This is a genomic window from Tolypothrix tenuis PCC 7101 (assembly GCF_963874875.1).
In the GTDB taxonomy this organism is placed as follows: Bacteria; Cyanobacteriota; Cyanobacteriia; order Cyanobacteriales; family Nostocaceae; genus Aulosira; species Aulosira tenue.
Genome location: NZ_CAWNJS010000001.1, coordinates 1,285,288 through 1,310,356, shown reverse-complemented (window position 1 = coordinate 1,310,356; position 25,069 = coordinate 1,285,288). Strand labels below are relative to the sequence as shown.

Sequence of the window (25,069 nt, the reverse complement as noted above, 5' to 3'; positions counted from 1 at the left end):
CCAATGGTTAATGTGAGGGTTTTAATTGTAGAAGATGAAGTGATTGTGGCTAGAACTATTGCTAGCCAACTTAGCCAACTTGGTTATATTGTTACGGGTACAGCTTCTTCTGGGAATATTGCCATTGCCAAGGCTTTAGAAATTAAACCAGATATTGTGTTAATGGATATTATTCTCAAAGGAGAAATGGATGGTATTGCTGCCTCTAGTTATATCCGGGAACAATTAGATATTCCAGTCATTTTTCTCACAGCCTATGGCGATGCTAATACTTTAGAACGGGCAAAAATTACTCAGCCTTTTGGGTATATTGTTAAACCATTTACGATTAAAGATTTACAAATAGCGATAGAAATAGCCCTTTTAAAATATCAGCTAGAATGCGAACTTAGAGAAAATCGTGATCAATTAGCAACTTTGCTAAACTCCATGAGCGATGCAGTGATTGCTACTGACGATCGCGGAATTATTACATTTATGAATCCCGCCTCGGAAAAATTGACTGGCTGGTGTAAAGAAGAAGCATTAGGAAATGACATAACAAAGATTTTTCGGTTAATCGATGATGTGATTAACACCACAATAGAAAACTCTGTAACCAGAGCGCTGCAAGAGCAAAAAGTGGTTTCTTCAGGAGATTATATTTCTCTAATTGCCAAAGATGGTAAAAAAATACCCATTAACGATAAAGCTTCACCGTTGATGCGAAGGCCAAATCAAATCAGTGGTGTAGTTGTGGTTTTTTGGGATCTCAGTGCTAAACGTGAAACAGAATTGCTGAAGCAAGCTTTAGAAAAAGAGCAAGAAGTTAATCGTCTCAAATCTTTATTTATCTCTACTGTTTCTCATGAATTCCGTAATCCCTTAACAGTAATTCAAACCGCAGTTGAGTTGATTGATCTCAAAGGCGCAAATTTACCAGATGCTAAAAGAACAACCTACGTCAAGCGCATTCTCACTGCTGTGCAAACCATGAAGCATCTCATGGATGACGTACTATTCATGGGTAGGGCTGAAGCTGGAAAACTTTTGTTTAACCCTGTGCCCATAAACTTGTATAAATTCTGCCAAGAAATCATTGAAGAATTTACAATTGTTGAAGGTAGCATCCATGAATTTGTCTTTACTTGCGAAAGTCAAACTACAGATGCGGTAATGGACGAACGCCTCTTGCATTACATATTAGGAAATATACTTTCCAATGCAGTTAAATATTCGCCAGAAGGTGGCAGAATTCAACTGCATCTTCAATGTGATTCTTTGACAGGCATAGCTACGTTTGAAATTCAAGACCAAGGAATTGGTATTCCCGAAATAGACTATAGTAAACTTTTTGAATCATTTTATCGAGCTTCTAATGTTAAATTAACCCAAGGAAACGGACTAGGTTTAGTAATTGTTAAAAAGTCAATAGAAGCTCATAATGGCCAAATCAGTTTCACCAGTCAAGTTGGTGTTGGTACTAAATTTACAGTGAATTTGCCCTTAAATCCAATTATCTTCAATGAATGAAAATAGGTAATTGGTAATTGGTAATTGGTAATTGGTAATTGGTAATTGGTAATAGATATTTCCCCCTTGCTCCCTGCTCCCTGCCCCTCTGCTTCCTCTGCTTCCTCTGCTCCCCACCGCTTTACCGACTAAGGCTCCTGCGTCACACCGCCTACGACTGGCTTCACATTCTCTCCTGAAAATGGATTGGTACCGCCACTCCAGTTAAAGTCACTAATGCGGAAACTAATACCGCCTAATTGCAGTACGGGATTGTAACGTAAAGTCAGCCCGTAGGTGCGGCGGCTATATTCGAGAATGTAATCGGTGCTAGTTTCTCTACCAGTGTCTAAGTTGACCGATGTCTGGAAGCCTAAGCGGAATGGGCCATAGATTTGCTGGGTAATTCCCGCACTCAACACTCTAGTATCAACCGCGCGATCAAATAAGAAAGGTGATAATCCACTATTGAAACCTTGGGAATAGCTGACATTAAAGGCAGTATAGTCAAAATAAGGGCGGGAGAAATGACCAATTTGCCCTTCTAAACCAATTGTGCCAATGAGGGTACTCTGGTTATCGCCGTTGCTGTAGTAACTAGTAGTGCCTGTAACACCAGCGATCGCTCGCAAGTAAGGAACCACGGGGTTAGGTGTGTATCGTAAGCCTCCAGTGGCAGTGGGGGGTAAAGGTTGCCCTTGCCACAGCAACAAACCTCCACTCAGGGCTACACTCCCTTGCAAGCGACCGAGAGAAATGCGATCGTTGTCTCGATCCACAGCTAACAAGTCGAGTCTATCTGTATTAGCGTTAATATATTGAGCGCCGGCTTGATAGCTCAGGACAATACCACTGTTACCTAAAGGAATGATTGGCGAACTCACCACACCGCCCAAGCTACTTTGCACGGTTTGATAGCCGAGTGTACCGTTATAAAGGCGATCGCGGTAGCTGTATTCTAAATTTAAGATATGAGGATTTTGATTGCCTAATTGCTGACGCAAACGCAGGCTGGCTTTGAGGTTATCTTCTACTTTATTGAGGTTAAAACTGGTTAACTCTCCATTTCCCTCAATTACAGCTTTGGGATTCAAATTCACGCTCAGTCGGCTTCTAAGACCAAACAAAGCTCCTAAATCACCAGTCCCATCTTGTACGGCTTTCTGCACAAAAAACTGTGGCGAAATTGTCCAGCGTGTCTTGTCTGTAGTTACAACATCAAAACCACGCTCCAAATACAAACCACCGCGCTGATCGCCATCAAAACCTGGGGAAACAATTGCGGGAGTCACTTCCCGTTCTCGGCGGTCAATCTGCTGCTGCTCGCGGGGAATACCAACAGCAAAGTTTTGATCGAAAACTAACCTTGCTCCCTGGCTTTTAACGTTATCTACTAAGGGCGATTCTCTAGTTAAAGTGACGTTAGATGCCCGTAAGACTAATTCTGGCGGTGAAAAGGGGTCGTTAGTGATGCTGACATCTTTCGCTTGCCAGCCACGGGGGTAAAAATCAATATTTTCCGCTTCAAAGCGTAGGCGTTTAATTATACCCCCTGATCTTGGTGCGGGAATATTGCTGGCACCTGACCTCCCGCCTACTGTGACATTAATTCCACCTGGACTGTTGACATTAGAAACCGGTTGATTGGCGCGAATGTGATCGCTAGGCGGACGCTGTGAAACTCCTCCCGCCGTCACATCTGTGGGTAAAAATGCCACATCTTGTTCCACTGTGGGCATATAAATTTCGCCCCGGCCTTTTTGCAGTTGCCCACTATCTTGAATAAAGTTATATGTAAACCTTTGTCCTCGTAACACCTGATCGCCCCGTGTTAAGGCGACGTTACCCTCACCTACGGCAATCAAGTTATCTAAATTAATTTGTAGGCGATCGGCATCAACCACAGCCCCATCAAACCGGACTACCACATTTCCTTCCGCAGTCACAATCCGGCGCTGGTCGTCAAATACCTGGCGATCGGAAATGACTTCTACAGTTCTCGGTCGAGGCGGTGTATTCGCAGGAGGAGTTGTATTTGCTGGTTGAGTTGGTTGTTGATTCGTGGTTTCACCCTGAGGCGCTGTTGCGGGTGGGCTGGGGGTGGGAGTTGGCGCAGGAGAAGTAAATTCTATAGCTGAGGGCACTACCGGGCCGTTTGTCTGGCTGCGAGACTTAAACTCAATCGTATTTTGTACGAGTTGCGGCGGTTGCTGGATGTTTTGGGCAACTGTTGTGGGCGCTGCTGGAGTCTTGCTAGGCTGTGTTACTTGCGGCGTGGGGAATGAGCTTTGATTATTTGTAGCGGTAGGTGCAGGGAAGTTTTCCTTGCTGATGGGGTTAGGTACAATCGCATCACCGATATTTAAGCGATCGCTTTCATTTTGCTGTGGGTAAGCAATGCCCATCGGCTCCCCTAATAACGCCGCACTCATTGGCGCATTCGGGGGCGAAAAGTCTGGTGTAACGGTTTTTGGTGGATTTGGTTGATTGAGATTTGGAGAACCTACTAATTTATCCCGCGTCAACTTGTTGGCATCGGGCTGAGGTTGAGATTTTTCCCCCACAGTCGAAGGCTGCGGCGTTGCTTGTTGCGGCTGGGATTTCTCTTGTTTTGACTGCGTACCAGTATCGGCTGCTACAGATAATTTGAACTTAGTATCAATAGCAGATGCGGTAGGATTTGCAGGTTGTAACGCTTCCGCGACGGGAGGCAGGGCGGGAGGCAGGACGGGATGAAGCATATTTCAGCACAATCAAGCAAACAAATAGCCAATTAGTAGCCGGAAGGAGAATACACCTATTGCCTTCCGACTATGCCTTCTGCCTATTTGCAGCAAGCTGGCCGGAGATGGACACTTTTGCACTACAAGAATCCGCCAGGAGGGCTTCCTGTTGGACAAAATTTAGGGTTCCCTCCTTTGTAGCAAATGCCTTTAGCTTTGACTATTTTATTGATGTGTCTGGGCAGTGAGTTATTTACCTCAAAGCCAAACCTACAACATAGATTAGCCTGGCGTAGGGAACCCAATAGCAAGTGTCCATAGCTTCTGGTGTCTTCCGCCTTCCGGCAATCCTACGCGGATGAGCGATCGCGTTTTTACTCGAAATCCCGACGACCGGGGTTACGAGCTGGATCGTTAGACAAGAATCCCAAAACGAAGATAGTCACAAAGAAAGCAACAACAATATAAACAACGATTTTTAAAGTAAGCATCAGAGATATCTCCAAAAGGTATGAGAAACAGCAAATCTCTCTCTCGGTATCTGCTATGCAGAAAAGATAGCTCCTTTATATTACCCAAATCTCGTACCTTTTTTGGAGGACTCTATTGAGACAGGTCGAGTATTTGTTTTTGCTGTTGTTGTCTATCTATCTTTGAGATATTCCCAATCAAGAACTTGTGGACTCGCTACTCTTGTGACGTTGGCTCACGGTTTAGGTTTCCAGTTGTAGACAAAGAATTTGTTTGGTGTTGGGTAATTGGTAATTGGTAATCGGTAATTGGTAATAATAATTTCTCCTTGTCCCCAGTCCCCAATCCTCACAGGTGTAGGTTTTTTGCATGGGTATGAGTCCATACTTGAAAATCAACGTTTTGAACTCTCTTAAAACTTCACACTTCAATTGTCCAATGATTGGAACACTTGAATCATCGTTCGAGAAGTCGGTCAAAAATTATGGATTCATACACAACACACCTTTTTAAGATTCATAATCCTACATATTGACCACGCAATCATCAGGGTTTTAGCCTTCGTGTAAAATACCTACACCTGTCAGAGTCCCCAATCCCCAGTCCCCAATCCCTAATCCCCAACCCCCAGTCCCTGACCCATACGGCTTTTAATCACTTTTGCAGGTATACCAACAGCTACAGAAAAGGGAGGAATATCTTTGCTCACAACTGCACCTGCACCAATGACGCTACCTTTACCGATAGTCACTCCATCTAATACAGTTACTCCATGCCCTAGCCAACAGTTATCCTCAATGACGATTCCCTGGCGGCTGATCCCTTGGTTTCTGATTGGCTCAATTGGATCTGCAAAATTGTGATTATTCGCATATATTCCCGAGTGGGATGCAATCATGCAGTGTTTGCCAATTCTGATATTCCCAGGGCCAGCAATACACACATTCGGGCCGATGAATGTTTCATCATCAATATATATAGAAGTATTATCTAAAGAACCAATGTCTACATTGCGCTCAATTGCCACTTTATTTCCTATATAAATTCTATTTTTGTTGCCTCTAGCATCTATCCGCACACCTTTAAAGATAAATACATTTTTGCCAATTTCAATACAATCAGTGCTAATAAATTCCACACCATTTTGAATATAAACCGGACTATCTAAGCGAGCAAATATACTGCGATAAGCAAAATTGCGTAACTTTGGGCCTAGTAGTAGTGAAGGAATTTCTCCTAGTAAAGTTGTGGCAATAATTTCTTCTATACGTTGAAATTTGGCAGAATATTGCTGAATTTTCATAATTGAATTTGTCTCAAATAGATTTTGTGACTCGTCAAGATAATTTGTCGTCACTATATTTCGGGTTATGCTCATGCCATTCGATACTTGTGGTTTAAGGGGAAAAAGGGGAATGTGGAAAGGAAAAGAAACAACCTTTAACCTTTTCCCCAGAACTAATTTGGAGTTCAAAACGCTTAACCGAATAGTATTGCTATGCCCTTAATCTTGAGTATTTTTCAAGCGCAGTATTGCCATAGTTTTGAACAACAAAAATGCAGCTACTAAACTGCACAATTTGTTTAGTGAAGAGGAATATGCTGATTTCTAGGTGCTTAATTTCAAAACCTAGTTGTAGCGAAATGCTATGCAATAGCTATAGCAAAATATTAATGTTAACAAAATTACATTTTTTGATACAAATAGAATTCCTATGAGATATTTTTATCCTAGTAATTAGGGGCTAATAATGCCTAATAAAAAAACTCTATTTTGGGCATTATCCGCTCTACAATACTTGAGATTTTTTACACTAGCGTTTTTTCCCATTAGTTATGAGAAGTTACTTACTGGTGGTCAGCTCCCCGACTTCTTCAAGAAGTCGGGGATCTCAAAACTCATCAAAATTAATGGGATAAATTGCTAGATTGAGGATTTCTATATAGCCAAGCTAGCAAAATGTAATTATTGTTAAATAATTATGAGTATTTATGCCCTAGTAAAAACCGCCTAGGGTGGAGTGTCTCCGACTTCAGCCATCACATTAAAATTAACCATCGGTGCAAACAAGTAAGCGCTTCCCCGACTATTATGACGGCTTTCTTGCAACGGATTTCTAGAGTATGCTGCTCTAATCATGTTGCACACAGATGTTACGTACAAAACAAATCACTCTTGCTATTATATGAGTGGCTTTTGACAACAATTGACCATCAATATAACACATTTTATTTTTTATGGGTCGCTATAATAAATTAATTGGTTCCTTTAACTTGGGCTAAAAAAATAACAATATTAGGCTGTAATTTTCATTTACTCTTCATAAGAAGAAATATTTTATACATACAAATAAAAATATTTTAGAGTTTTGAAGTTTACTTTCATTAATTTTTTAATCATCGCTCATATATTAGGAATTGCCTAAGCGCTTTTACCTAACAATTTGTAAATCACCCGCCTGGATAACCCATTCGGGTGATGTGTACTCATCAGTCGGCATTATACATTTTGAAGAAAACCTAGAGATTCTTGGCTAGCAAAGTAACTCTTCTCGCCAAGAGAATTGACCACACTTAGCTATAATTGCAATTTTTATGAAAGAAATTGTTGAACAGGCTTTAACTACTGGATATTTGACTATTGCAGCCCAAAATCAGATTCAATCGCTGCTCGCTAGTGATTATGACTCAGATGATTTAGATGCTTACATTATTTTACAGCGGGCTGTTGTGGCAGGTGATGTTACCAAAGAAGCACGCCATCATCAAACTGCTGTTTCCTCTACCTCTAAGGATAAAGCATCAAATATTAAACTTGCTTATCAGGTGGCGGCTGAACTTGCTTGTGTTGCGGCGATGGCTTTGAGTCTACCAAAAAATACTAATGATTCTCCTTATTTAGGAGCATAAAATACTACATCATTTAGTTGTCAAGGTAACACACTTTACTGCATCAAAAAAATCACAGACAACCAGCCATGATAATAGTTTTTTGCTCTCAATTAACTATTAGTAACTGAAAGTTTTCTTAAGAAATAATTAAAAATTTATTTTTTGCTGGAACTAACAACAGACTGTTTTTAGTTGCAGCTAGAAGCCGCGAAAGTAAGCTCAGGGAGGAGTTTAGTAATTCTAGGCTGTCTAGGGGGAAATCTTAAATAAATATAAATACTGGATAAAATTAAATACACAAAGTCATCTTGAGAGTGATTCTGAAAACACAGGAAATAGTTAAGTTTTACGAGCGTCAGGAGCAGCAAAACAAGACCACGTAAGCTGAAAAATACTATATAGTGTAAACGTTAGGAACTATTATCAAGAACGATTCTCAATGCTTAACAAAGTCATAGCATTTTCACAAATGTAGTATAAAGAATTGGCAACATTGGCTAAAGACAGTAAACAATAACCATAGCTAAACTTGGAGTTTTGCCAACCTATGCAGCCAATTCGTACATTTAACGTTTCTCCTTCCCTTCCGCCGCGACTCGAACCGCTGCGGCGGCTGGCATATAACTTGCATTGGGACTGGAACGTTGAGAGCAAAGATTTATTTCGCCGCTTAGACCCCGATTTGTGGGAAACTAGCCACCATAACCCAGTCTTAATGCTAGGTACAATCAGCCAAGGGCGACTTTTGGAAGTTGTAGAAGATGAAGGCTTCTTGGCTCAAATGGATAGAGCTGCGCGTCAGCTAGAAGATTATTTACAAGAACGGTCTTGGTATCAAAAACAGCGCACTAATTCACCCAAAGAATGCTACGCCTATTTTTCGGCTGAATTTGGCTTAGTAGATTGTCTACCTGTGTATTCGGGAGGTTTGGGGGTTCTCGCGGGAGATCACCTGAAATCTGCCAGTGACTTAGGGCTACCCTTAGTAGGCGTAGGGTTACTCTACCAACAAGGATACTTTGCTCAGTATCTTAACGCCGATGGTTGGCAGCAGGAACGCTATCCCATCAATGATTTCTACAATATGCCTTTACACCTGGAACGTAATTCTGATGGTTCAGAATTGCGGATTGCCGTAGAATACCCAGGACGTAAAGTTTACGCCAGAGTTTGGCGGGTACAGGTGGGTACGGTGCCATTGTATTTATTGGACACCAATATTGAACCCAACAACCCCTACGACCACGACATTACCGACCAGCTGTATGGTGGTGATATCGATATGCGTATCCACCAGGAAATTATGCTGGGTATCGGTGGCGTGCAGATGTTAAAAGCTTTGGGGTATAAAGTTACTGCTTACCACATGAACGAAGGACACGCCGCCTTCTCCGCCCTAGAACGGATTCGGATGCTGATCCAGGAAGACGGGTTGCATTATGATGATGCGAAACAAGTAGTAGCTTCCAGTAATATTTTCACTACCCATACTCCAGTTCCCGCCGGGATTGACTTGTTCCCGCCCCAGAAAATCTTGGATTACCTGAGATACTATGCAGATATCTTCAACTTACCTGAAGAACAATTTTTAGGTTTGGGACGAGAAAATACAGGTGATTTATCTGCACCCTTTAGTATGGCGGTGTTGGCGCTGAAAATGGCGACATTTTCTAATGGTGTAGCGCAACTGCATGGTGTGGTATCGCGCCAGATGTTTCAAGGGTTATGGAAGAAAGTTCCAGTTGAAGAAGTCCCGATCGCAGCCATTACTAACGGTGTTCATGCGCGCAGTTGTGTAGCAAAATCTACACAGGAGTTGTACGATCGCTATTTAGGGCCTAACTGGTCATCAGCACCACCAGATAATCAAGTGTGGGAGAGGATGGACGCGATTCCTGATGAGGAATTGTGGCGCAATCACGAACGCTGTCGCTTGGATATGGTTTTGTATGTGCGAGATCATTTAGTCAAGCATTTACGCGATCGCGGTGCGTCAGGTTCCGAAATTGCTCAAGCACAGGAAGTTTTAGATCCTAATGTTTTAACAGTTGGTTTTGCCCGCCGCTTTGCTACTTATAAGCGTGCTACTCTGTGGATGCGCGATTTAGAAAGAATCCGCCGGATTTTACTAGCTGATAAAAATCGCAAAGTCCAATTTGTAATTGCTGGGAAAGCGCACCCGAAAGATATTCCCGGTAAAGAACTCATCCGTGATATCAACCATTTCATCCGCGAACAACATTTAGAAAAACAAGTTGTATTTGTTCCCAATTACGACATCCACATTTCCCGGTTAATGGTGGCTGGTTGCGATATTTGGTTAAATACACCCCGTCGTCCCCGGGAAGCTTCCGGTACTAGCGGTATGAAAGCAGCTATGAACGGCTTACCCAATTTAAGCGTCCTTGATGGCTGGTGGGATGAAGCTGATTACGTTCGCACCGGTTGGGCGATTGGACATGGTGAAAATTACGAAGATCCCAATTACCAGGATGAAGTCGAAGCCAACGCGCTCTACGATTTGTTAGAGAAAGAAGTTGTGCCCTTATTCTACGATCACCGCGATGCTGATGGCTTACCCCGTGCTTGGGTTGCCAAAATGAAAGATGCAATTCGTCTGAATTGTCCATTTTTCAACACCGCCCGCATGGTGCGAGAATATGCTCAACGCGCTTACTTCCCAGCTAGCGATCGCTTCCATACCCTGACTGCAAATAATTACTCGCCAGCTAAAGAATTAGCTGCATGGAAAGCTAATCTGAGCGAACACTGGTTTAATATCAAAATCAAAGATATTGACGTATCAGCATCAGCAGATATTGAAGTTAACCAAACCGTTGCAGTCAAAGCCAAAGTAGATTTGGCAACTTTAACAAACAAAGATGTCCAAGTAGAACTTTACCAAGGGGCAATTGATGCCAATGGTGATATAGTCAGCGCTATACCTGTGGTCATGGATTACCAAGGCGAAGATAAACAGGGTTTAAGTGTGTACACGGCTAATATCATTTACACTGTCTCTGGTTTGCAAGGCTTGTCTTTGCGCGTGTTACCAAAACACCCGCATTTGTCGAACTCTTACGAACCCAGGTTAATTGCTTGGGCTGAGTAAACAGTGCTGAGTTAAAAGTGCTGAGTGCCGAGTTAAAAGATCGCTTATGATTGTCCTTGCAAGTTACCAAGTACATCACTAATGAGTATCTTCAAGACACGAGTACCAATTCCTGAGTAACAAGTCAGTAGACAAGTTAACCACTCATTACTCATTACTCATTACTCATTACTCATTACTCATTACTCAGCACTCAGCACTCAGAACTGATTTGGGGATGACAATGTAACCAGTAGTGCGATCGCCTAGCACTAAGTTACGTTGTTCACCCCAATACCACCAATGTGCAGCCACATAAGCGCAGATGAGGCTATCTAATTTATCTTCAACAGCTTTCAGCGCGGCACCTGTGTGGGGAATTTCTGGTAAAAACGAACTACTCAGAATTTGAGAATGTAGCGGCGGTTCTAAAGTGGGCAAGATTTCCCCAATATAATTATAGAGTTTGAGCAGTTCTAAACGGCGATCGCCCAAGCGTCCTTTTTTGTATTTCAGAATTCGTTCTAAATTGAATAAATGAACAATCGCCGGGTGGGGAAAAACTTCGATTTGATATCTACCAGGCTTTTGCGCTTCAATGCTGGGTGCGTGTGCAAAACCGCGAGATTCTAATTCTAAGCCAAAGTTAACAGTACGCTCTGCAAAAGCTAAACCCAAATTGGCTGGGTAGCATCCCGCATGATATTTACCAAAATACTTGTGAGTTAGTTTATCTGGTAGACGACTACCCTCTGCGTTGGGAATGAGAGTAGGTGCGTCTACGGCGATTAGTGCTGGTTCCTCTGCTAGAACAAAAGTATCAATCCAAGCGAGAATATCTGCGATCGCTTCTTTCCGGTTTAAATCCAGAATTTGTAATTTACCATCAATTAATTCTAAACAACACAATCCGCTGGGTTGCGATTTCCAACCTAAATCAATACCGAGAAATTTCATTTCTATAAATTTAAATATTTGTGTATTCTCTCATTATTTCTAAATTGCTAGACAATACCTTCAAATGTGACACATCGTCCGTAGACTGATAGTCCATAGAGATTCAAGATCGGCACATGGATGAATCGAAACAGAGGATTCTTTGTGCTTTGGGTTATCTTGTGAGGCAATACAGAACAGAACAAGGAATTTCACAAGAGGAATTAGGACTACGTGCTAACTTAGACCGCACATACATATCTGGTGTGGAACGCGGAGTTAGAAATCCTTCTCTTACTGCTCTTGTAAGCCTTGCAAGCGGCTTAGGCATTAGTGTTTCCATTCTTCTGGAAAATCTGGAAATAGAAGCCGATAAAAGAAAGTGAGTAACAACTTAATAGCAGAAATTCGAGCGCAACTTAAAACGGCTCCAATACAACTCAAAGTCTTTGATCTGCTGTCGGATCACAAATGGCATTGTCGTAAGCATGAAGGCAAAGCCGTTGCATCAGATCAGTATGCTGGTGGTGGTGGAATTCAAGGATTACAACGTGGAAACAAACAGCGTGCTGGTCTTGTTATCGAAACTGAGAGTAAGTATTGTGAAGTTTGTGGCAGAAAAGTAAAGTGGGATCGCTGGACAGGAGAGATAAAATCAGCCAATTCTGCTGCTAACATACCAAAATCGTTAGTTCAAAGAATACTCCAAGTTTATTCATATACAGACGTAATAGAACAGCGAAAACGAGCTGCTCATGAATTAGTCATTGATCATAGATTTCCTATGGAACGTTGGGGAGATAATGAGCCTCCACACTTAATTTCTATGAGTGATATAGAAATTCAGAAAAAGTTTCAATTACTTAAAAAAGACACATCTGGTAATCACAATCTTCTAAAATCTAGAAGTTGTGAGCGCTGTATCAATACTGGTAAACGCGGTACGCCTTTTGGTATTCGGTTTTGGTATCAAGCAGGTGAAGATTGGCCTTCTATACATAAGCGAGGTGCTGAGGCTGAAGATGGCTGTATCGGATGCGGCTGGTATGATTTTGAAGCTTGGCGTAATGCCCTTAATCTAAAATTGGCTCGGTCTGCTAAAGATTGTTAATATTAACTCTTGTGTTTGTCTTTTGTGTGATATTGTTTAGATTTGATATCAGTGCATAGCCAATACACTCTGCTAAACGTGGTGGTACAGCATTGCCAATTTGCCACATAGCTTTTTTCATAGTACCCTCAAAAATAAATGTGTCAGGAAATGTTTGTAATCTTGCCATTTCCCGAGCTGAAATTACACGGTTTAAATAAGGGTGAATATGAGTACCACCATGATTTTCTTTCACAGTCATACTTGGTTTCCCTGGATATTGACGTTTAAAAGCATCAACAAATTTTTCATATAAAGAACCACCAGGTGGGACTTGAGCAATACGCTCCATATACTCTGGTGAATGCTTAGTCCACTCATGATTAATTTCTGGGATGGGAGTATATGCTGGTAAATCTGCAATAGCTGACTCAATAGGTTTGTATTCTTCGGGTGATAATTGCGGCTTGGGGTAGGGATTTTGCATTCCAAATCTGTTAGCTATAAATATAGCTCTTGGTCGAATTTGTGGAACTCCATAAGCAGCAGATTCTAGAATTGCTACAGAAATATTAGGATATCCAATTGACTCAAAAGCTTCAATAATTGCTTGCTTAACATTTCCCTTTTGGATTGTCAAAATCCCTGGTACATTTTCCATCACTACATACCAAGGGCGTATTTCTGATACAACCCTTACAAATTCATAAAATAACCTATTACGAGGGTCTTTAGGGTCGCGTTTTCCTGCTACTGAAAAACCCTGACATGGCGGACCCCCAACAACAAGATGCACTTCTGGAGACCCAATTTGTTCAAGCCAATTTTGGGCATAAAACTGTTCAATATCTCCACAAAAGTGATGAGATTGGGGAAAATTTCTTTGATGAGTTGCAGAAGCAATAGGACTAACTTCTACACTTGCTAATGGTTGGAATCCAGCTTGTACTAGTCCTTGTGTAATTCCTCCAGCACCACAAAATAGATCTACAAAGGTATACTTAGACGATGATATTGGTAACTTATCAACATCAATAAATACTTTATATGGGTCAGAATCATTTTTTTCTAGTTCTCTTTTGATACGTTCATAACGTCCTAACTTAGGTTTTTTTTGCTTCTTGGTAGGATTGTGTTCCTCCTCATTAGGAAAAAAAGAAAGTTGTGTCCCTTGCATTTGGTGATTAATATTGATTTTGACTGAAGTTATGGGTATTATTACAGACCATTCCAACAATATCACAAATTATTTGTTGCTACAATCAACGCACTACGTATTCCTGGTTCGCTCATAGAATGTCCCGCATCTTGAACCACAATAAATTCTGCTTCTGGCCAAGCTTGATGTAATTCCCATGCTGATACTATTGGACAGACTACATCATAACGACCTTGAACAATTACAGCCGGAATATGCCGAATTTTATCAACATTTAACAGTAACTGATTTTCTGAATTTAAAAATCCTTTATTGATGAAATAATGGCATTCAATGCGCGCAAAGGCTTCAGCAAAATCATTTTGACCAAAATTTCGCATCAAGGCTGTATCGGGAAATAATCTACTAGTGCTAGCTTCCCAAATTGACCAAGCACGGGCTGCTTCTAATCTGATATTTGAATCTGGGCTAGTTAAACGTTGATAATAAGCTGTTAATAAATCATCTCTCTCATCAATGGGAATTGGTTTGAGATATTCTTCCCATGCATCAGGAAAAATATAGCTAGCACCTTCTTGATAAAACCAGCGTAATTCTTTTTGTCGCAGCATAAATATACCGCGTAAAATTAAGCCGCTACACCTTTCAGGATGGGTTTGACTATATGCTAATGACAGCGTACTTCCCCAACTTCCACCAAAGACAGCCCACTTTTCTATTCCTAAATATTCCCGCAGTTTTTCAATATCACTGACTAAATCCCAAGTCGTATTTTCCCGCAGTTCGGCATGAGGTGTACTTTTACCGCAACCGCGTTGATCAAACATGATCAATCGCCATTTTTCAGGATTGAAATATTGCCGATAGAAAGGTGGACAGCCACCACCCGGCCCGCCATGTAGTAAAACTATGGGCTTTCCTTGGGGATTTCCTGACTCTTCAAAATGAATTTTATGTAATTCTGAAACTTGTAAATAACCTTGTTTATATGGTTCAATAGGTGGGTAAAGTTGGTACATAAATATAAAATTTATATTTTGATTATTAATTGATTGATTGAAATCCTCATAGTGAGGTGATGAATTCTGACAGTATCATATTAATAAGTAAGTCGGTAGAAACAAATCTCAAAAACGTAAATAGACTTAAAACCCTTACCAATGACAAATGACAAATGACAAATGACCAATAACAGCCTTAATTGCACCGATCTACTGACATGATTGGTAAACCATCCTGAAAAACTAGGAGTTGTCCGGGTTCCAAAATTGTCCAAACTTCATTGTCAGTCAGGGGGGTAGTGGCAATAATAGCGACGCGATCGCTTGGTGAAGTCAACTCGCGAAAATCCACTGTCATATCCTGATCGATTAAATGAGCCGCAGCAAATGGGGCTTGGCGCACTATATAGCTCAGTTTAGTGGAACAGTAAGCAAAAAGGTGTTCCCCATCCGACAGTAAGTAATTAAACACGCCCTGCGCTGCAATCTCCGCAGTAACTTTACTGAGGGTAGAATACAGTTCCTTTAACGGTGGCTTTCCTTCAGGAAACCTTTGCCGCAAAGTTTCTAAAATGATACAGAATGCTTTTTCGCTATCGGTATCACCCACAGCTTTATAAAAACCCATATTCGCCGGATTAAAATCTGGTAAATTGCCGTTATGAGCAAATACCCAATATCTACCCCAAAGTTCTCTTTGGAAAGGGTGACAATTTTGCAAAGCAATGTCACCTTGTGTAGCTTTGCGAATATGAGCAATTACATGAGTAGAATGAATCGGATAACGTCTGACTAAATCTGCCACTGGCGAATGAACAGAGGCTTTAGCATCTAAAAAAATCCGACATCCTTTACCCTCAAAAAAAGCAATACCCCAACCATCGCAATGATCGTCAGTTCTTCCTCCCCGAAGAGAAAAACCTTCAAAAGAAAAACAGATATCTGTTGGGGTATTGCAATTCATTCCCAGCAGTTGACACATTGTAAAAATCCAGGGCTGCACTATGGAATTACAATACTTCAGATCGCTGCAAAATTTCTGGTGCGATCGCTTCAATCTGGGAATTTATCTTGACAGAACCCCTAAGCATCAGTAATTCAAAATCCAAAATCGTAGAGTGTTTGGGGTGAGGAAACCCCTACACCTTAACTGCCGACTGCGTCTTTCACTGATTTGTTAGACTGAACACACCAGGAACTTTCGGTCAAATCTCTGAATACGCCAGCAGAAGAGGCTATAAATGCTTACAAGTACGCTACTTCTCTCGAACCAACTGCCCAATTTACAGTATTCCTCCACATCGGAACGATTCGATGACACTTGGGAAGCTCCTCTAGCTACCCTTTTAGGATTAGGAAGGGCTGCTGGTGCAGATTTTGTGGAATTTTTTCTAGAGCGTCGCAACTATATTAGTTGCCTTGCAGAAGATGACGCAATCACCAGTATTTCACCTAGCCTCGCCACAGGTGCGGGAGTTAGAGTCTTTCGCGGTAAAGCTGATTGCTACGTCAGCACCAATAATCTGACATTTTCCGGTTTGAAAGCAGCCTTAGAAAAAGGTCTTTCTATCCTGGGATTACAATTACCTGCACCTAACGCTTTTATCCCAGAAATCAATCTAGAATTACTCCGAGACTACGCCACAAAAAGAGGAAAAGATGGCTGGTTACCCCTGTGTAGTTCTATCCGAGAAATGGGAGAAATTCTACTTGATGGTACAGCCCAATTGCAGCGCAAAGCTAGCCACGTACAATCCCGCCGCGCTACTTACTTCCGCGATTGGCAAGAAGTATTAGTTGCAGCCAGTGACGGTACTTTTGCCCGTGATATCCGCCTCACTCAATCTGTAGGATTTAACCTATTGTGTGCAGATGGAGCTAACCGCGCCTCCATTGGCGAACGTGCTGGTAATACCAGTGATGCTAACTTCCTGAGAACTTGGGATTACCAACAAGCAGCCGAGCAAATATCCGAATCTGCTGGGAAAATGCTGTATGCAGATTATGTAGAATCTGGCACATACCCCATTATTATGGCTAATCACTTTGGCGGGGTAATCTTCCACGAAGCTTGCGGACACTTATTAGAAACTACTCAAATAGAACGTAATACTTCTCCCTTTGCTGACAAAAAAGGTGAGAAAATTGCCCACGAAAGCCTCACAGCTTGGGATGAAGGGCGAGCTGACAATGCCTTCGGCACAATAGACATGGATGACGAAGGTATGCCCGCTCAAAGAACATTATTAATAGAAAAAGGCGTTCTGAAGAATTTCTTAGCAGACAGAACAGGTTCTTGGCGGACTGGACACCCCAGAACCGGAAGCGGTCGCCGTCAAAATTATACCTTTGCTGCCGCCAGTCGGATGAGAAATACTTACATCGCTACTGGTGAATATAGTATTGATGATTTATTTAGTTCCATTGATAAAGGCATTTACTGCAAGAAAATGGGTGGTGGTAGCGTAGGTGCTACTGGTCAATTTAACTTTGGTGTTGATGAAGCTTATTTGATTGAAAATGGCAAAATCACCAAACCATTAAAAGGCGCAATTCTAATTGGTGAAGCAACGGAAATTATGAATAAAATTTCCATGTGTTCTCAAGATTTAGAACTAGCACCTGGTTTCTGTGGTTCCGTTAGCGGTAGCATTTACACCACAGTAGGACAACCTCATATTAAGGTTGATTCTATTACTGTAGGTGGACGTTAATAGCTATTTCTGCTCGCTACAAGATTAACGTTTATAGATTCTTTGAGAGTTCTTAAGCGCAGAGTAACACAAAGGAAACGCAAAGTTACGCAGAGTATCTAAAAATAATTGGGTACGAAATAATAAAGCGTTTTATAAAGTGAGTCTTGTAGCGGGACATCAATCAATATCTAAGCTAAAACACATCTAATTTGCATATTAAATTTCATCCAACTCTTGTGGGGTGGGCATCTTGCCCGCCATGATTATGCAAAATAAATGTCGATTAGCTTATCTGCGTCCATCTGCGGTTAAAAATCAAAAATTCAAATTGACTTGACTATTGACTATGGCAACTATCAACGAAATTGCAAATTACGCCAAGGAAAATGCAGAAAAGCTTGGCATTAAAAAATTCGACATTTATGGCTCTACTGTAGACGAAACTAGCGTGCAAGTAGACCAAGGTGAGCCAAAACAAGTTAAAGCTTCTAACCGTTCTGGTGTTACAGTTCGTGTTTGGAATGAAGACAATACAATGGGTGTTACCAGTACTACAGATGTAGACCCCAAAGGATTAGAATTAGCTTTGAAAACTGCTTACGAAGCTAGTTTCTTTGGTGTCAAGGAAAATGTGCCTGATTTTAGCCCAGAGGCTACAGTTCCTATCGACAATACACCCCACGATAAAGCCACACAAGCACCTGTTTCTGAACTGATAGAAAAATTAGTAGTAGCTGAAAAAGAATTACTTTCAGCGCACCCAGCAATTAAAGGCGTACCTTATAATGGCTTGGCGCAGAGAGATATTGACCGTTTTTATCTCAATAGTGAAGGTGCAGCCAGAATTGAATCCCATTCCATAGCATCGGTTTATCTTTACAGCAAAACTGAAGAAGAAGGGAAAAAACCACGCAGTGCTGGCGCTTTTAGAATCAACCGTGGTGTTGAAAATCTCGATATTAATGGTTGCATTCAAGAAACAGCCGAGAAAACTATCAGCCACTTAAACTATGAAAAAATTAAGACTGGTAAATATCTGGTTGTTTTCTCACCTGAAGCTTTTTTAAGTTTATTGGGCGCGTTTTCTAACTTGTACAACGCTCAAAATATTTTGGACAATCAAAGCTTATCTACTCCTGATGATTTAGGTAAGCAAATCGCTTCGCCTATGCTTTCAGTGGCAGATGATGCACTACATCCTGCTAACATTGGTGCAGAAAGTTTTGATGGTGAAGGAACACCGACTCGCCGCATTTCTCTAATTGAAAAAGGCGTATTAACCAGCTTTCTGCACAGTGCTGGAACTGCGAAAAGAATGAATGCCCAACCTACAGGAAATGCGAGTATTGGTGCAAAGGTTAGCGTTAGTCCTAACTTTTTTCATGTATTTAGAGCCGCCGAGCCTGAGCAAGAATTAAGCTTAGAAACTGCTGAAAATGTAGTTTTAATTGATGATTTGCAAGCTCTCCATGCAGGGGTAAAAGCTTTACAAGGCTCGTTTTCTTTACCTTTTGATGGTTGGTTAATCAATAAAGGTGTGAAGACGAGTATTGAATCAGCAACGGTTGCGGGTGATTTCTTAGAAGTTCTGAAGTCGATTGTTTGTGTAGAAAAAGAAGCTGAGTTAACACCAGGCGGCGTTTGTCCTCGCATCTGGGTTAATGAACTATCAATTACTGGAGATTAGCGTTTAAAAGTTAGGAGTATTTATCTACTCCTGACTTTTGCTTTGCACAAGATAAATTCTTTGTAGGGCACGGCACCAGTAAGATAATTGAGTATACCAAAAGATTATGGATGCCGTGCCCCTACCCATCTGTCGCATTATTTTTCAAAATGGTATTAGCTTGCTTTCCTATTTGCGGAGCGTTCCATAGAAAAGGGGTATATAACAAAATCCCAAATTGTCTAACACCAATTTAAAAAATCATTGCGACAGATGGAGTCACACAAGTCTCAACTAGACAGCAATTCAGAATCCAAAATCTAAAATTGTGTGGCTATTCTTCTCCGCCACCGATACCGAGATTGATATCAAATCCATCAGCACCAGTTAAATTAGTTCCAATCATCACAGCGCCATCTACTTGAGCATTATGTAGATGAGCATCGCTTAAATCAGCGTTAGTTAGGTTAGCGTTATTGAAGCTGGTACCACTGGCGAAGGCTCTTGTTAAATTCGCTGCTTCTAAATTTGCACCTGCTAAATCAGCACCTTCTAAATTTGCGCCTTTTAAATTAGCACCTTTTAAATTTGCGTTTCTCAAATCTGCGCCAATTAAGTGAGCGCCGCTGAGATTAACACCTGTTAAATCACATCCAGAACAGGCTCCGGTTTGTAATAAACGTTTTACTTGAGCTGGGGTTTCGCCTGCTTGAGCAGAAATTGGAGCAGCTAAAGATAGCGTGCTAAATAAAGCTATTGCTGTCAACAATGTCTGTCTCATAATTCTTCCTCCCTGCAGTTTTAAAAGCTCAACCATCAGTAAAAGATTTACGGATGTGTTTTACTAAAGAAACTGTGTTTGTTAATTGGTAATATATTTCACTCTTACAATTTCATTTTCTCAAATTACAGAATTATGTCCTCATGCTACCGAGGTAATTAATAACTTCAATATTGTTTACTTACTCATACCAAGGTTATATCAAGGTGAGCCAAAGCTTTTATTTTTAAGCGTTTGAGGATTAAATGAAAAATAATTTTCTCTGTATTTTTCTCAGTGGAACAATAAAATATACCTTTTAGGTGAGATAGTTTAAAAATATAAACTGACGCAGGGAAGTGCAGAAATACACATTAAACCTGCCTACAGATAGAGGTAATCAAATGAATAATCAGATAGATTTACGAGCAAACATAACCTCTAAATAGAGTTTGAAACTATCTCAAAATATCTATTTAATACGAAGTACTTTCTAATCAATTACATACAGCAAATTGCTTTGTGAGGTACAGATAATGTACCAGCGTTGTAGCCACTGCGATCGCGAAGTCTTTCGTTGAGAAATCTATCGCAGGGACTAGTGCCAAGGCTTTAACTAATCCCTGCATCTTGATTTAGTTCAAAGTCCACTACAGATGCTCTAAGGATGTTTATGAAAGCACTATTGCTTTATCCCCAGTTTCCTCAGTCTTTTTGGTCTTACGATCGCTTTATGGAAATTGCAGGGTTAAAGGCGGCGATTCCCCCATTGGGAATTATTACCGTTGCTGCACTTTTACCTCAAGATTGGGAAATTAGATTTTGCGATCGCAATGTCACGTTGGAAACCGCAGAGGATTGGCAATGGTGCGATTTGGTAATCATCTCCGCGATGTTGGTGCAGAAGCCAGATTTCCACGCTTTGATTAAAAAAGCTGTGCAATTGGGGAAACAAGTCGCAGTAGGTGGCCCCTATCCCACTTCTTTACCCCAGGATGCGCTGGATTCTGGCGCGCATTATCTAATTTTGGATGAGGGAGAGATTACGGTTCCCCTATTTCTAGAAGCATTAAGTCAAGGTAAAAACCGCGGAATCTTTCGCGCTGCTGAAAAACCGGATGTTACCCTGAGTCCTATGCCCCGTTTTGATTTGTTAAAGCGCGATGCTTATTTGATGATGGCGATGCAGTTTTCTCGGGGTTGCCCCTTTAGCTGCGAATTTTGTGACATCATTACCCTGTATGGGCGAAAACCACGCACCAAAGAACCAAGCCAGGCGATCGCAGAATTGCAAACTCTGTATGATTTAGGATGGCGGGGTTCTCTATTTATTGTTGATGACAACTTTATTGGTAATCAGCGGAACGTCAAACGTTTCTTAAGAGAATTGATTCCTTGGGTAAAGCAACATAATTACCCTTTCACCTTTATCACAGAAGCTTCTGTGAATTTGGCAGAAGATGACGAACTGCTACATTTAATGCGAGAAGCGGGTTTCTATGCAGTCTTCCTGGGGATTGAAACCCCGGATCAAGATAGCTTGCAAGTGACAAACAAATTACAAAATACTCGCAATCCCCTGATTGAAGCCTGTCGCAAAATTAATCAAGCGGGAATGTTGATCTATGCAGGGTTTATCATCGGTTTTGATGGCGAACGCACAGGTGCAGGAAAACGAATACAAGCTTTTGTGGAACAAACTAGTATTCCTCAACCCATGTTGGGTATTCTCCAAGCTTTACCCAATACTGCTTTATGGAACCGTCTGCAACAAGAACAGCGTTTAGTCACGGGTGTGGGTGCAACGGAAGTAGGAGATCAGAATTCCTTGATGAATTTTAAACCGACTCGCCCCTTAGCTGAAATTGCCAGAGAGTATGTAGAAACCTTCTGGACTTTGTATGAACCGCAAAACTATCTCAGACGTTGTTTGCAGCAATGTCTCAATATTGACTCAAGAACAGAGGGAAAACAAACTATGCAGTTTTCTCCAGGTCAAGGATTGCGCCTGGTTATACAATTAATCTGGCTGCAAGGCTTTCAAAGAGCAGAAATTCGCGGACAGTTCTGGAGACAACTGTGGATAATTCTGATGAAAAAGCCGCAAGTGCTCAATATGTATTTGGGTTTATGCGCTGCTGGCGAACATTTCTGGAAGTATCGGATTTTAGCTAGAAAAAGGATTACTCAACAATTAGGCTACGATCCTTTGGAAGCGCCGGTTCTATCTCAGCCAAAACCAGTGCTTGTGAAGCTTTCTTGATTTGATATCTAGGACTTACGCAAGTGTCAATTAGGTTAAGGGGAAATGGGAAAACAATACATTTCAGATAAGATTATTAGTGATTAATTTGTCAGTTATGAAAACAGCTAACTCAATTGGGGGATTCTCCCCCAAACCCCCGATTGGGTGACGGTTGCGTCCCCCAAACCCCTCCAAAATTATTGTTTTTGTTTTCAATTTATTTTTTAACTGATGCCATTTTTAAAAAAGCACGCGACAGATGGGTAGGGGCACGGCATCCACAATCTTTTGGTATATTCAATTATCTTACAGGTGCCGTGCCCATACAAAGCATTTATCTATCGCAAAAATTTTTTGAATTTGTATGATTGGAATGGTCTGTTTCTCTTACAAAGTTTGGCGGGACGGAAACCGACACCGCCAACTTTGCGCTATTTACGCCGTGTTGTACTAGCTCAATTGGGGGATTCTCCCCCAAACCCCCGATTGGGTGACGGTTGCGTCCCCCAAACCCCCTCCAAAATTATTGTTTTTGTTGTCAATTTATTTTTTAACTGATGCCATTTTTAAAAAAGCACGCGACAGATGGGTAGGGGCACGGCATCCACAATCTTTTGGTATATTCAATTATCTTACAGGTGCCGTGCCCATACAAAGCATTTATCTATCGCAAAAATTTTTTGAATTGGTATGAACTGTATTGAATGGGAAAAGGGAAAAAACAACCTTTAACCCTTCACCTTTAACCTTTTTCCCAACAGCTATTTTTTGATCTAAACGCATACCAGCTTAGGCTTTGAGTGGTAAAGAAATTATGAAAGTTGCGCCTTGATTGGGAAGGCTAGTAGCTGTAATACTACCTTGATGAGCTTCAATAATCCGCTTAGTGATGGCTAACCCTAAACCATTACCGCTACTTTTACGTGAGGGGTCTGTGGTATAAAATTGCTCAAAAATCCGGGGTAAATCGCCTTCCTTGATACCTTTACCTTGGTCTTGAATTTGAATAATTGCTTGTTTTCCTCTGCTATAACCAGAAATCAAAACTTGCGAGTTGGCTGGTGAATGTTTGATTGCATTATCTAATAAATTGAGAATTGCCTGTAATAGCCTTTCTGGATCGCCTTGGATCGTGAGGGAATCTACATTCACTTGGACAGAAATTTTGACAGTTTGCATTCGCGGTTCGATTGCATTCACAGCACGGTTAATCAATCCTTGCAGTGAGATGCTTTGCTGTTCTAGTTGCGTGACTCCCGCTTCTAAACGTCCTAAATCTAGGAGGTCATGAATTAATCTTGCTAAACGTTTGATTTCGCTGTCGATAGTTTGAAAAAAGCGATCGCGTATTTCTGGTTCTTCATAGGCTCCGCCTTTGAGTGCATCCACTGTTACCTGAACGTTACTGATGGGAGTCCGCAGTTCGTGAGAAACATTGGCTAAAAACACCCGGCGTTCTTGATCTAGGGAAGCTAATCGTTCACTCATGCGGTTGAGTTCTGTTGCTAATTGATCCAACTCATTGTTTTCATGGATCGTTAGCTTATCGCCAAAATGACCGCTACCCAAGCGAATGGCAAAGTTCTGCATAATCTCAATCGGTTTTGCAAGACTACGCGCAAATCGACTGCTAATTAATGCACAGAGTAGAATTGTGAGAGCTAACGTGCCCAAAACACTCCAAAACACCCTAGCAAACTGTCGCTGAAACTGCTCGAGAGTAATCGACATTCGCAACACACCCAAAAATTGACCGTTGCGTTGAATCGGTCTAGCAATGTAGAGTCGGTCTTGCTTTGATAAAACTCCTTTACCAATTCCTTGTTGTATGCGATTTTGTAGAGCAGCGCGCATTCCTGGAACTGCATACCAGTCTTTAACTCGGCTGTCTAGCTTGGGGTCAGAAGTTGCTATCAGGATACCTTTTGGAGTAAAAACTCGCAGGGTCACATTTTGCGGTGCGCCATACCTTTTTACTAGCAACTGTACTCGGGGAATATCTTGTTCTGCGAGTCCATCTGCAACACTTTCACTTAATGCACTCGTCCAGTTATCCAAATCTACTTGTCGCATTCGCATAAAATAATTAGCGAACGACCACAGAATATAACCTGCTAACAGCGATGTTCCAAAAGCTGTCAACATTAAATATGTGCCTAACAGCTTCGCATGAATCGTATTTAATTTAATTCGAGGTAAAAAGCCTTTCATCAAGGCTGCTCCTCTAAACGACGACGCAACACTGCTTTAATGCGTGCTAACAGTTCACGAGTATTGAATGGCTTAGTTACATAATCGTCTGCGCCTGCTTCCAATCCCCACACTTTATCTACATCCTGATCTTTAGCAGTTAGCATGACGATAGGGACATTAGAAAAGGCTCGAATTCGCCAACAAACTTCCATGCCATCAACTTCTGGCAACATCAAATCTAGCAAGATGATATCTGGTACTTGCTTGTGAAACTGTTTAATTGCATTATGCCCATCAATGGCTGTACTTACTGTGTAGCCTTCTTTTTGTAATGTATATGTGAGACTGTCACGCAGTGCTGCTTCATCATCCACGAGTAAGACGTGTGGCATTTTAACTTTTAAGCTTGAGATAACTTGTTAATATAATGCTGTTGGTTAATCTGAATATTTCACATCTATCTTAAGTAATAAATTTATTTTTTAGATACTGATTAAAACATATATCATCAATAGTTTTGATTTCAAAAAATATTGTGACTATTAATAATAAATAATAAATACAGCATATTTTAGGTAAATGAGGTAGCTGCTTCGGGATATGGTAGTAACGCAACGCCCGCCGCATGGATGATGCGTTAGGCGCTAGGATAGTT

19 protein-coding genes are annotated in these 25,069 nt (G+C 41.2%); 8 read left to right on the top strand and 11 right to left on the bottom strand.

The window, feature by feature from the left end; translation table 11 throughout:
* The first annotated feature begins 3 nt into the window (after positions 1-3).
* A complete protein-coding gene (locus tag AACU25_RS05275) occupies positions 4-1,512 on the top strand; it encodes a hybrid sensor histidine kinase/response regulator (protein ID WP_096574221.1) in 1,509 nt (502 codons plus the stop codon).
* Positions 1,513-1,640: 128 nt separating this feature from the next.
* Here the strand turns inward: AACU25_RS05275 and AACU25_RS05270 are convergent, their stop codons facing one another.
* From AACU25_RS05270 to AACU25_RS05255, 4 genes are all read right to left on the bottom strand, one after another.
* On the bottom strand, positions 1,641-4,232 hold the full coding sequence (locus AACU25_RS05270) for a DUF3769 domain-containing protein (protein WP_096574220.1): 2,592 nt from the start codon (positions 4,230-4,232) through the stop codon (positions 1,641-1,643).
* A gap of 356 nt (positions 4,233-4,588) precedes the next feature.
* Positions 4,589-4,705, bottom strand: coding sequence for a photosystem II reaction center protein I (locus tag AACU25_RS05265; RefSeq protein ID WP_071989442.1), 117 nt, complete (start codon positions 4,703-4,705; stop codon positions 4,589-4,591).
* A 593-nt stretch (positions 4,706-5,298) separates the two neighbouring features.
* Complete coding sequence (locus tag AACU25_RS05260; RefSeq protein ID WP_096574219.1) at positions 5,299-5,988, bottom strand: acyltransferase; 690 nt, start codon at positions 5,986-5,988, stop codon at positions 5,299-5,301.
* A gap of 708 nt (positions 5,989-6,696) precedes the next feature.
* Positions 6,697-6,825: a hypothetical protein gene (locus AACU25_RS05255; protein ID WP_321206854.1), complete on the bottom strand. Its 129-nt coding sequence runs from the start codon at positions 6,823-6,825 to the stop codon at positions 6,697-6,699.
* Positions 6,826-7,280: 455 nt separating this feature from the next.
* Between AACU25_RS05255 and AACU25_RS05250 the strand changes: the two genes are divergently transcribed.
* Both AACU25_RS05250 and glgP read left to right on the top strand, forming a co-directional pair.
* The gene (locus AACU25_RS05250; RefSeq protein WP_096574218.1) at positions 7,281-7,595 is read left to right on the top strand and encodes a hypothetical protein; all 315 of its coding nucleotides are present in this window, start codon (positions 7,281-7,283) and stop codon (positions 7,593-7,595) included.
* A 529-nt stretch (positions 7,596-8,124) separates the two neighbouring features.
* Complete coding sequence (glgP, locus tag AACU25_RS05245; protein ID WP_096574217.1) at positions 8,125-10,689, top strand: alpha-glucan family phosphorylase; 2,565 nt, start codon at positions 8,125-8,127, stop codon at positions 10,687-10,689.
* A 186-nt stretch (positions 10,690-10,875) separates the two neighbouring features.
* On the opposite strand, the gene AACU25_RS05240 is transcribed toward glgP, so the two are convergent.
* Positions 10,876-11,625, bottom strand: coding sequence for a DUF429 domain-containing protein (locus tag AACU25_RS05240; RefSeq protein ID WP_096574216.1), 750 nt, complete (start codon positions 11,623-11,625; stop codon positions 10,876-10,878).
* A 116-nt stretch (positions 11,626-11,741) separates the two neighbouring features.
* Here AACU25_RS05240 and AACU25_RS05235 point away from each other — a divergent pair, with 116 nt between their 5' ends.
* Both AACU25_RS05235 and AACU25_RS05230 read left to right on the top strand, forming a co-directional pair.
* Positions 11,742-11,990 (top strand): helix-turn-helix domain-containing protein, encoded by a 249-nt coding sequence (locus AACU25_RS05235; protein ID WP_096574215.1) that lies wholly within the window; start codon positions 11,742-11,744, stop codon positions 11,988-11,990.
* Positions 11,987-12,715, top strand: coding sequence for a restriction endonuclease (locus AACU25_RS05230; protein WP_096574214.1), 729 nt, complete (start codon positions 11,987-11,989; stop codon positions 12,713-12,715). The genes AACU25_RS05235 and AACU25_RS05230 overlap by 4 nt, the downstream gene beginning before the upstream one ends.
* Here the strand turns inward: AACU25_RS05230 and AACU25_RS05225 are convergent.
* The 3 genes from AACU25_RS05225 to AACU25_RS05215 all read right to left on the bottom strand — a co-directional run bounded on the left by AACU25_RS05225 (position 12,702) and on the right by AACU25_RS05215 (position 15,836).
* Positions 12,702-13,871 (bottom strand): DNA cytosine methyltransferase, encoded by a 1,170-nt coding sequence (locus AACU25_RS05225; protein ID WP_096583515.1) that lies wholly within the window; start codon positions 13,869-13,871, stop codon positions 12,702-12,704. The genes AACU25_RS05230 and AACU25_RS05225 overlap by 14 nt on opposite strands.
* 62 nt (positions 13,872-13,933) lie before the next feature.
* Positions 13,934-14,872 carry a prolyl aminopeptidase gene (pip, locus tag AACU25_RS05220; RefSeq protein WP_096574213.1) on the bottom strand — a complete coding sequence of 313 codons (939 nt, stop codon included), beginning with the start codon at positions 14,870-14,872 and terminating at the stop codon, positions 13,934-13,936.
* Between the two features lie 178 nt (positions 14,873-15,050).
* Complete coding sequence (locus AACU25_RS05215; protein ID WP_096574212.1) at positions 15,051-15,836, bottom strand: class II glutamine amidotransferase; 786 nt, start codon at positions 15,834-15,836, stop codon at positions 15,051-15,053.
* A gap of 259 nt (positions 15,837-16,095) precedes the next feature.
* On the opposite strand from AACU25_RS05215, the gene AACU25_RS05210 reads away from it, so the two are divergent.
* Together AACU25_RS05210 and AACU25_RS05205 are read left to right on the top strand one after the other, a co-directional pair.
* A complete protein-coding gene (locus tag AACU25_RS05210) occupies positions 16,096-17,568 on the top strand; it encodes a TldD/PmbA family protein (RefSeq protein WP_096574211.1) in 1,473 nt (490 codons plus the stop codon).
* 328 nt (positions 17,569-17,896) lie between these two features.
* Entirely contained in the window at positions 17,897-19,237 is a 1,341-nt protein-coding gene (locus AACU25_RS05205; protein WP_096574210.1) for a TldD/PmbA family protein, read from the top strand.
* 313 nt (positions 19,238-19,550) lie between these two features.
* Here the strand turns inward: AACU25_RS05205 and AACU25_RS05200 are convergent, their stop codons facing one another.
* Positions 19,551-19,997, bottom strand: coding sequence for a pentapeptide repeat-containing protein (locus AACU25_RS05200; RefSeq protein ID WP_096574209.1), 447 nt, complete (start codon positions 19,995-19,997; stop codon positions 19,551-19,553).
* A 652-nt stretch (positions 19,998-20,649) separates the two neighbouring features.
* Here AACU25_RS05200 and AACU25_RS05195 point away from each other — a divergent pair.
* Positions 20,650-22,239, top strand: coding sequence for a B12-binding domain-containing radical SAM protein (locus AACU25_RS05195; RefSeq protein ID WP_096574208.1), 1,590 nt, complete (start codon positions 20,650-20,652; stop codon positions 22,237-22,239).
* Between the two features lie 771 nt (positions 22,240-23,010).
* Here the strand turns inward: AACU25_RS05195 and AACU25_RS05190 are convergent.
* Positions 23,011-24,432 carry an ATP-binding protein gene (locus tag AACU25_RS05190; RefSeq protein ID WP_096574205.1) on the bottom strand — a complete coding sequence of 474 codons (1,422 nt, stop codon included), beginning with the start codon at positions 24,430-24,432 and terminating at the stop codon, positions 23,011-23,013.
* The gene (locus AACU25_RS05185) at positions 24,432-24,806 is read right to left on the bottom strand and encodes a response regulator transcription factor (protein WP_096574204.1); all 375 of its coding nucleotides are present in this window, start codon (positions 24,804-24,806) and stop codon (positions 24,432-24,434) included. The genes AACU25_RS05190 and AACU25_RS05185 overlap by 1 nt, the downstream gene beginning before the upstream one ends.
* Between the last annotated feature and the right edge of the window lie 263 nt (positions 24,807-25,069).

Coding starts and splice junctions, on each gene's coding strand:
- AACU25_RS05225 (WP_096583515.1), bottom strand. CDS start 13,871: ATGCAAGGGACACAACTTTCTTTTTTTCCTAATGAGGAGGAACACAAT.
- AACU25_RS05185 (WP_096574204.1), bottom strand. CDS start 24,806: ATGCCACACGTCTTACTCGTGGATGATGAAGCAGCACTGCGTGACAGT.
- AACU25_RS05200 (WP_096574209.1), bottom strand. CDS start 19,997: ATGAGACAGACATTGTTGACAGCAATAGCTTTATTTAGCACGCTATCT.
- AACU25_RS05195 (WP_096574208.1), top strand. CDS start 20,650: ATGAAAGCACTATTGCTTTATCCCCAGTTTCCTCAGTCTTTTTGGTCT.
- pip (WP_096574213.1), bottom strand. CDS start 14,872: ATGTACCAACTTTACCCACCTATTGAACCATATAAACAAGGTTATTTA.
- AACU25_RS05235 (WP_096574215.1), top strand. CDS start 11,742: ATGGATGAATCGAAACAGAGGATTCTTTGTGCTTTGGGTTATCTTGTG.
- AACU25_RS05250 (WP_096574218.1), top strand. CDS start 7,281: ATGAAAGAAATTGTTGAACAGGCTTTAACTACTGGATATTTGACTATT.
- AACU25_RS05190 (WP_096574205.1), bottom strand. CDS start 24,432: ATGAAAGGCTTTTTACCTCGAATTAAATTAAATACGATTCATGCGAAG.
- AACU25_RS05240 (WP_096574216.1), bottom strand. CDS start 11,625: ATGAAATTTCTCGGTATTGATTTAGGTTGGAAATCGCAACCCAGCGGA.
- glgP (WP_096574217.1), top strand. CDS start 8,125: ATGCAGCCAATTCGTACATTTAACGTTTCTCCTTCCCTTCCGCCGCGA.
- AACU25_RS05260 (WP_096574219.1), bottom strand. CDS start 5,988: ATGAAAATTCAGCAATATTCTGCCAAATTTCAACGTATAGAAGAAATT.
- AACU25_RS05215 (WP_096574212.1), bottom strand. CDS start 15,836: ATGTGTCAACTGCTGGGAATGAATTGCAATACCCCAACAGATATCTGT.
- AACU25_RS05255 (WP_321206854.1), bottom strand. CDS start 6,825: ATGATTAGAGCAGCATACTCTAGAAATCCGTTGCAAGAAAGCCGTCAT.
- AACU25_RS05275 (WP_096574221.1), top strand. CDS start 4: ATGGTTAATGTGAGGGTTTTAATTGTAGAAGATGAAGTGATTGTGGCT.
- AACU25_RS05205 (WP_096574210.1), top strand. CDS start 17,897: ATGGCAACTATCAACGAAATTGCAAATTACGCCAAGGAAAATGCAGAA.
- AACU25_RS05210 (WP_096574211.1), top strand. CDS start 16,096: ATGCTTACAAGTACGCTACTTCTCTCGAACCAACTGCCCAATTTACAG.
- AACU25_RS05265 (WP_071989442.1), bottom strand. CDS start 4,705: ATGCTTACTTTAAAAATCGTTGTTTATATTGTTGTTGCTTTCTTTGTG.
- AACU25_RS05270 (WP_096574220.1), bottom strand. CDS start 4,232: ATGCTTCATCCCGTCCTGCCTCCCGCCCTGCCTCCCGTCGCGGAAGCG.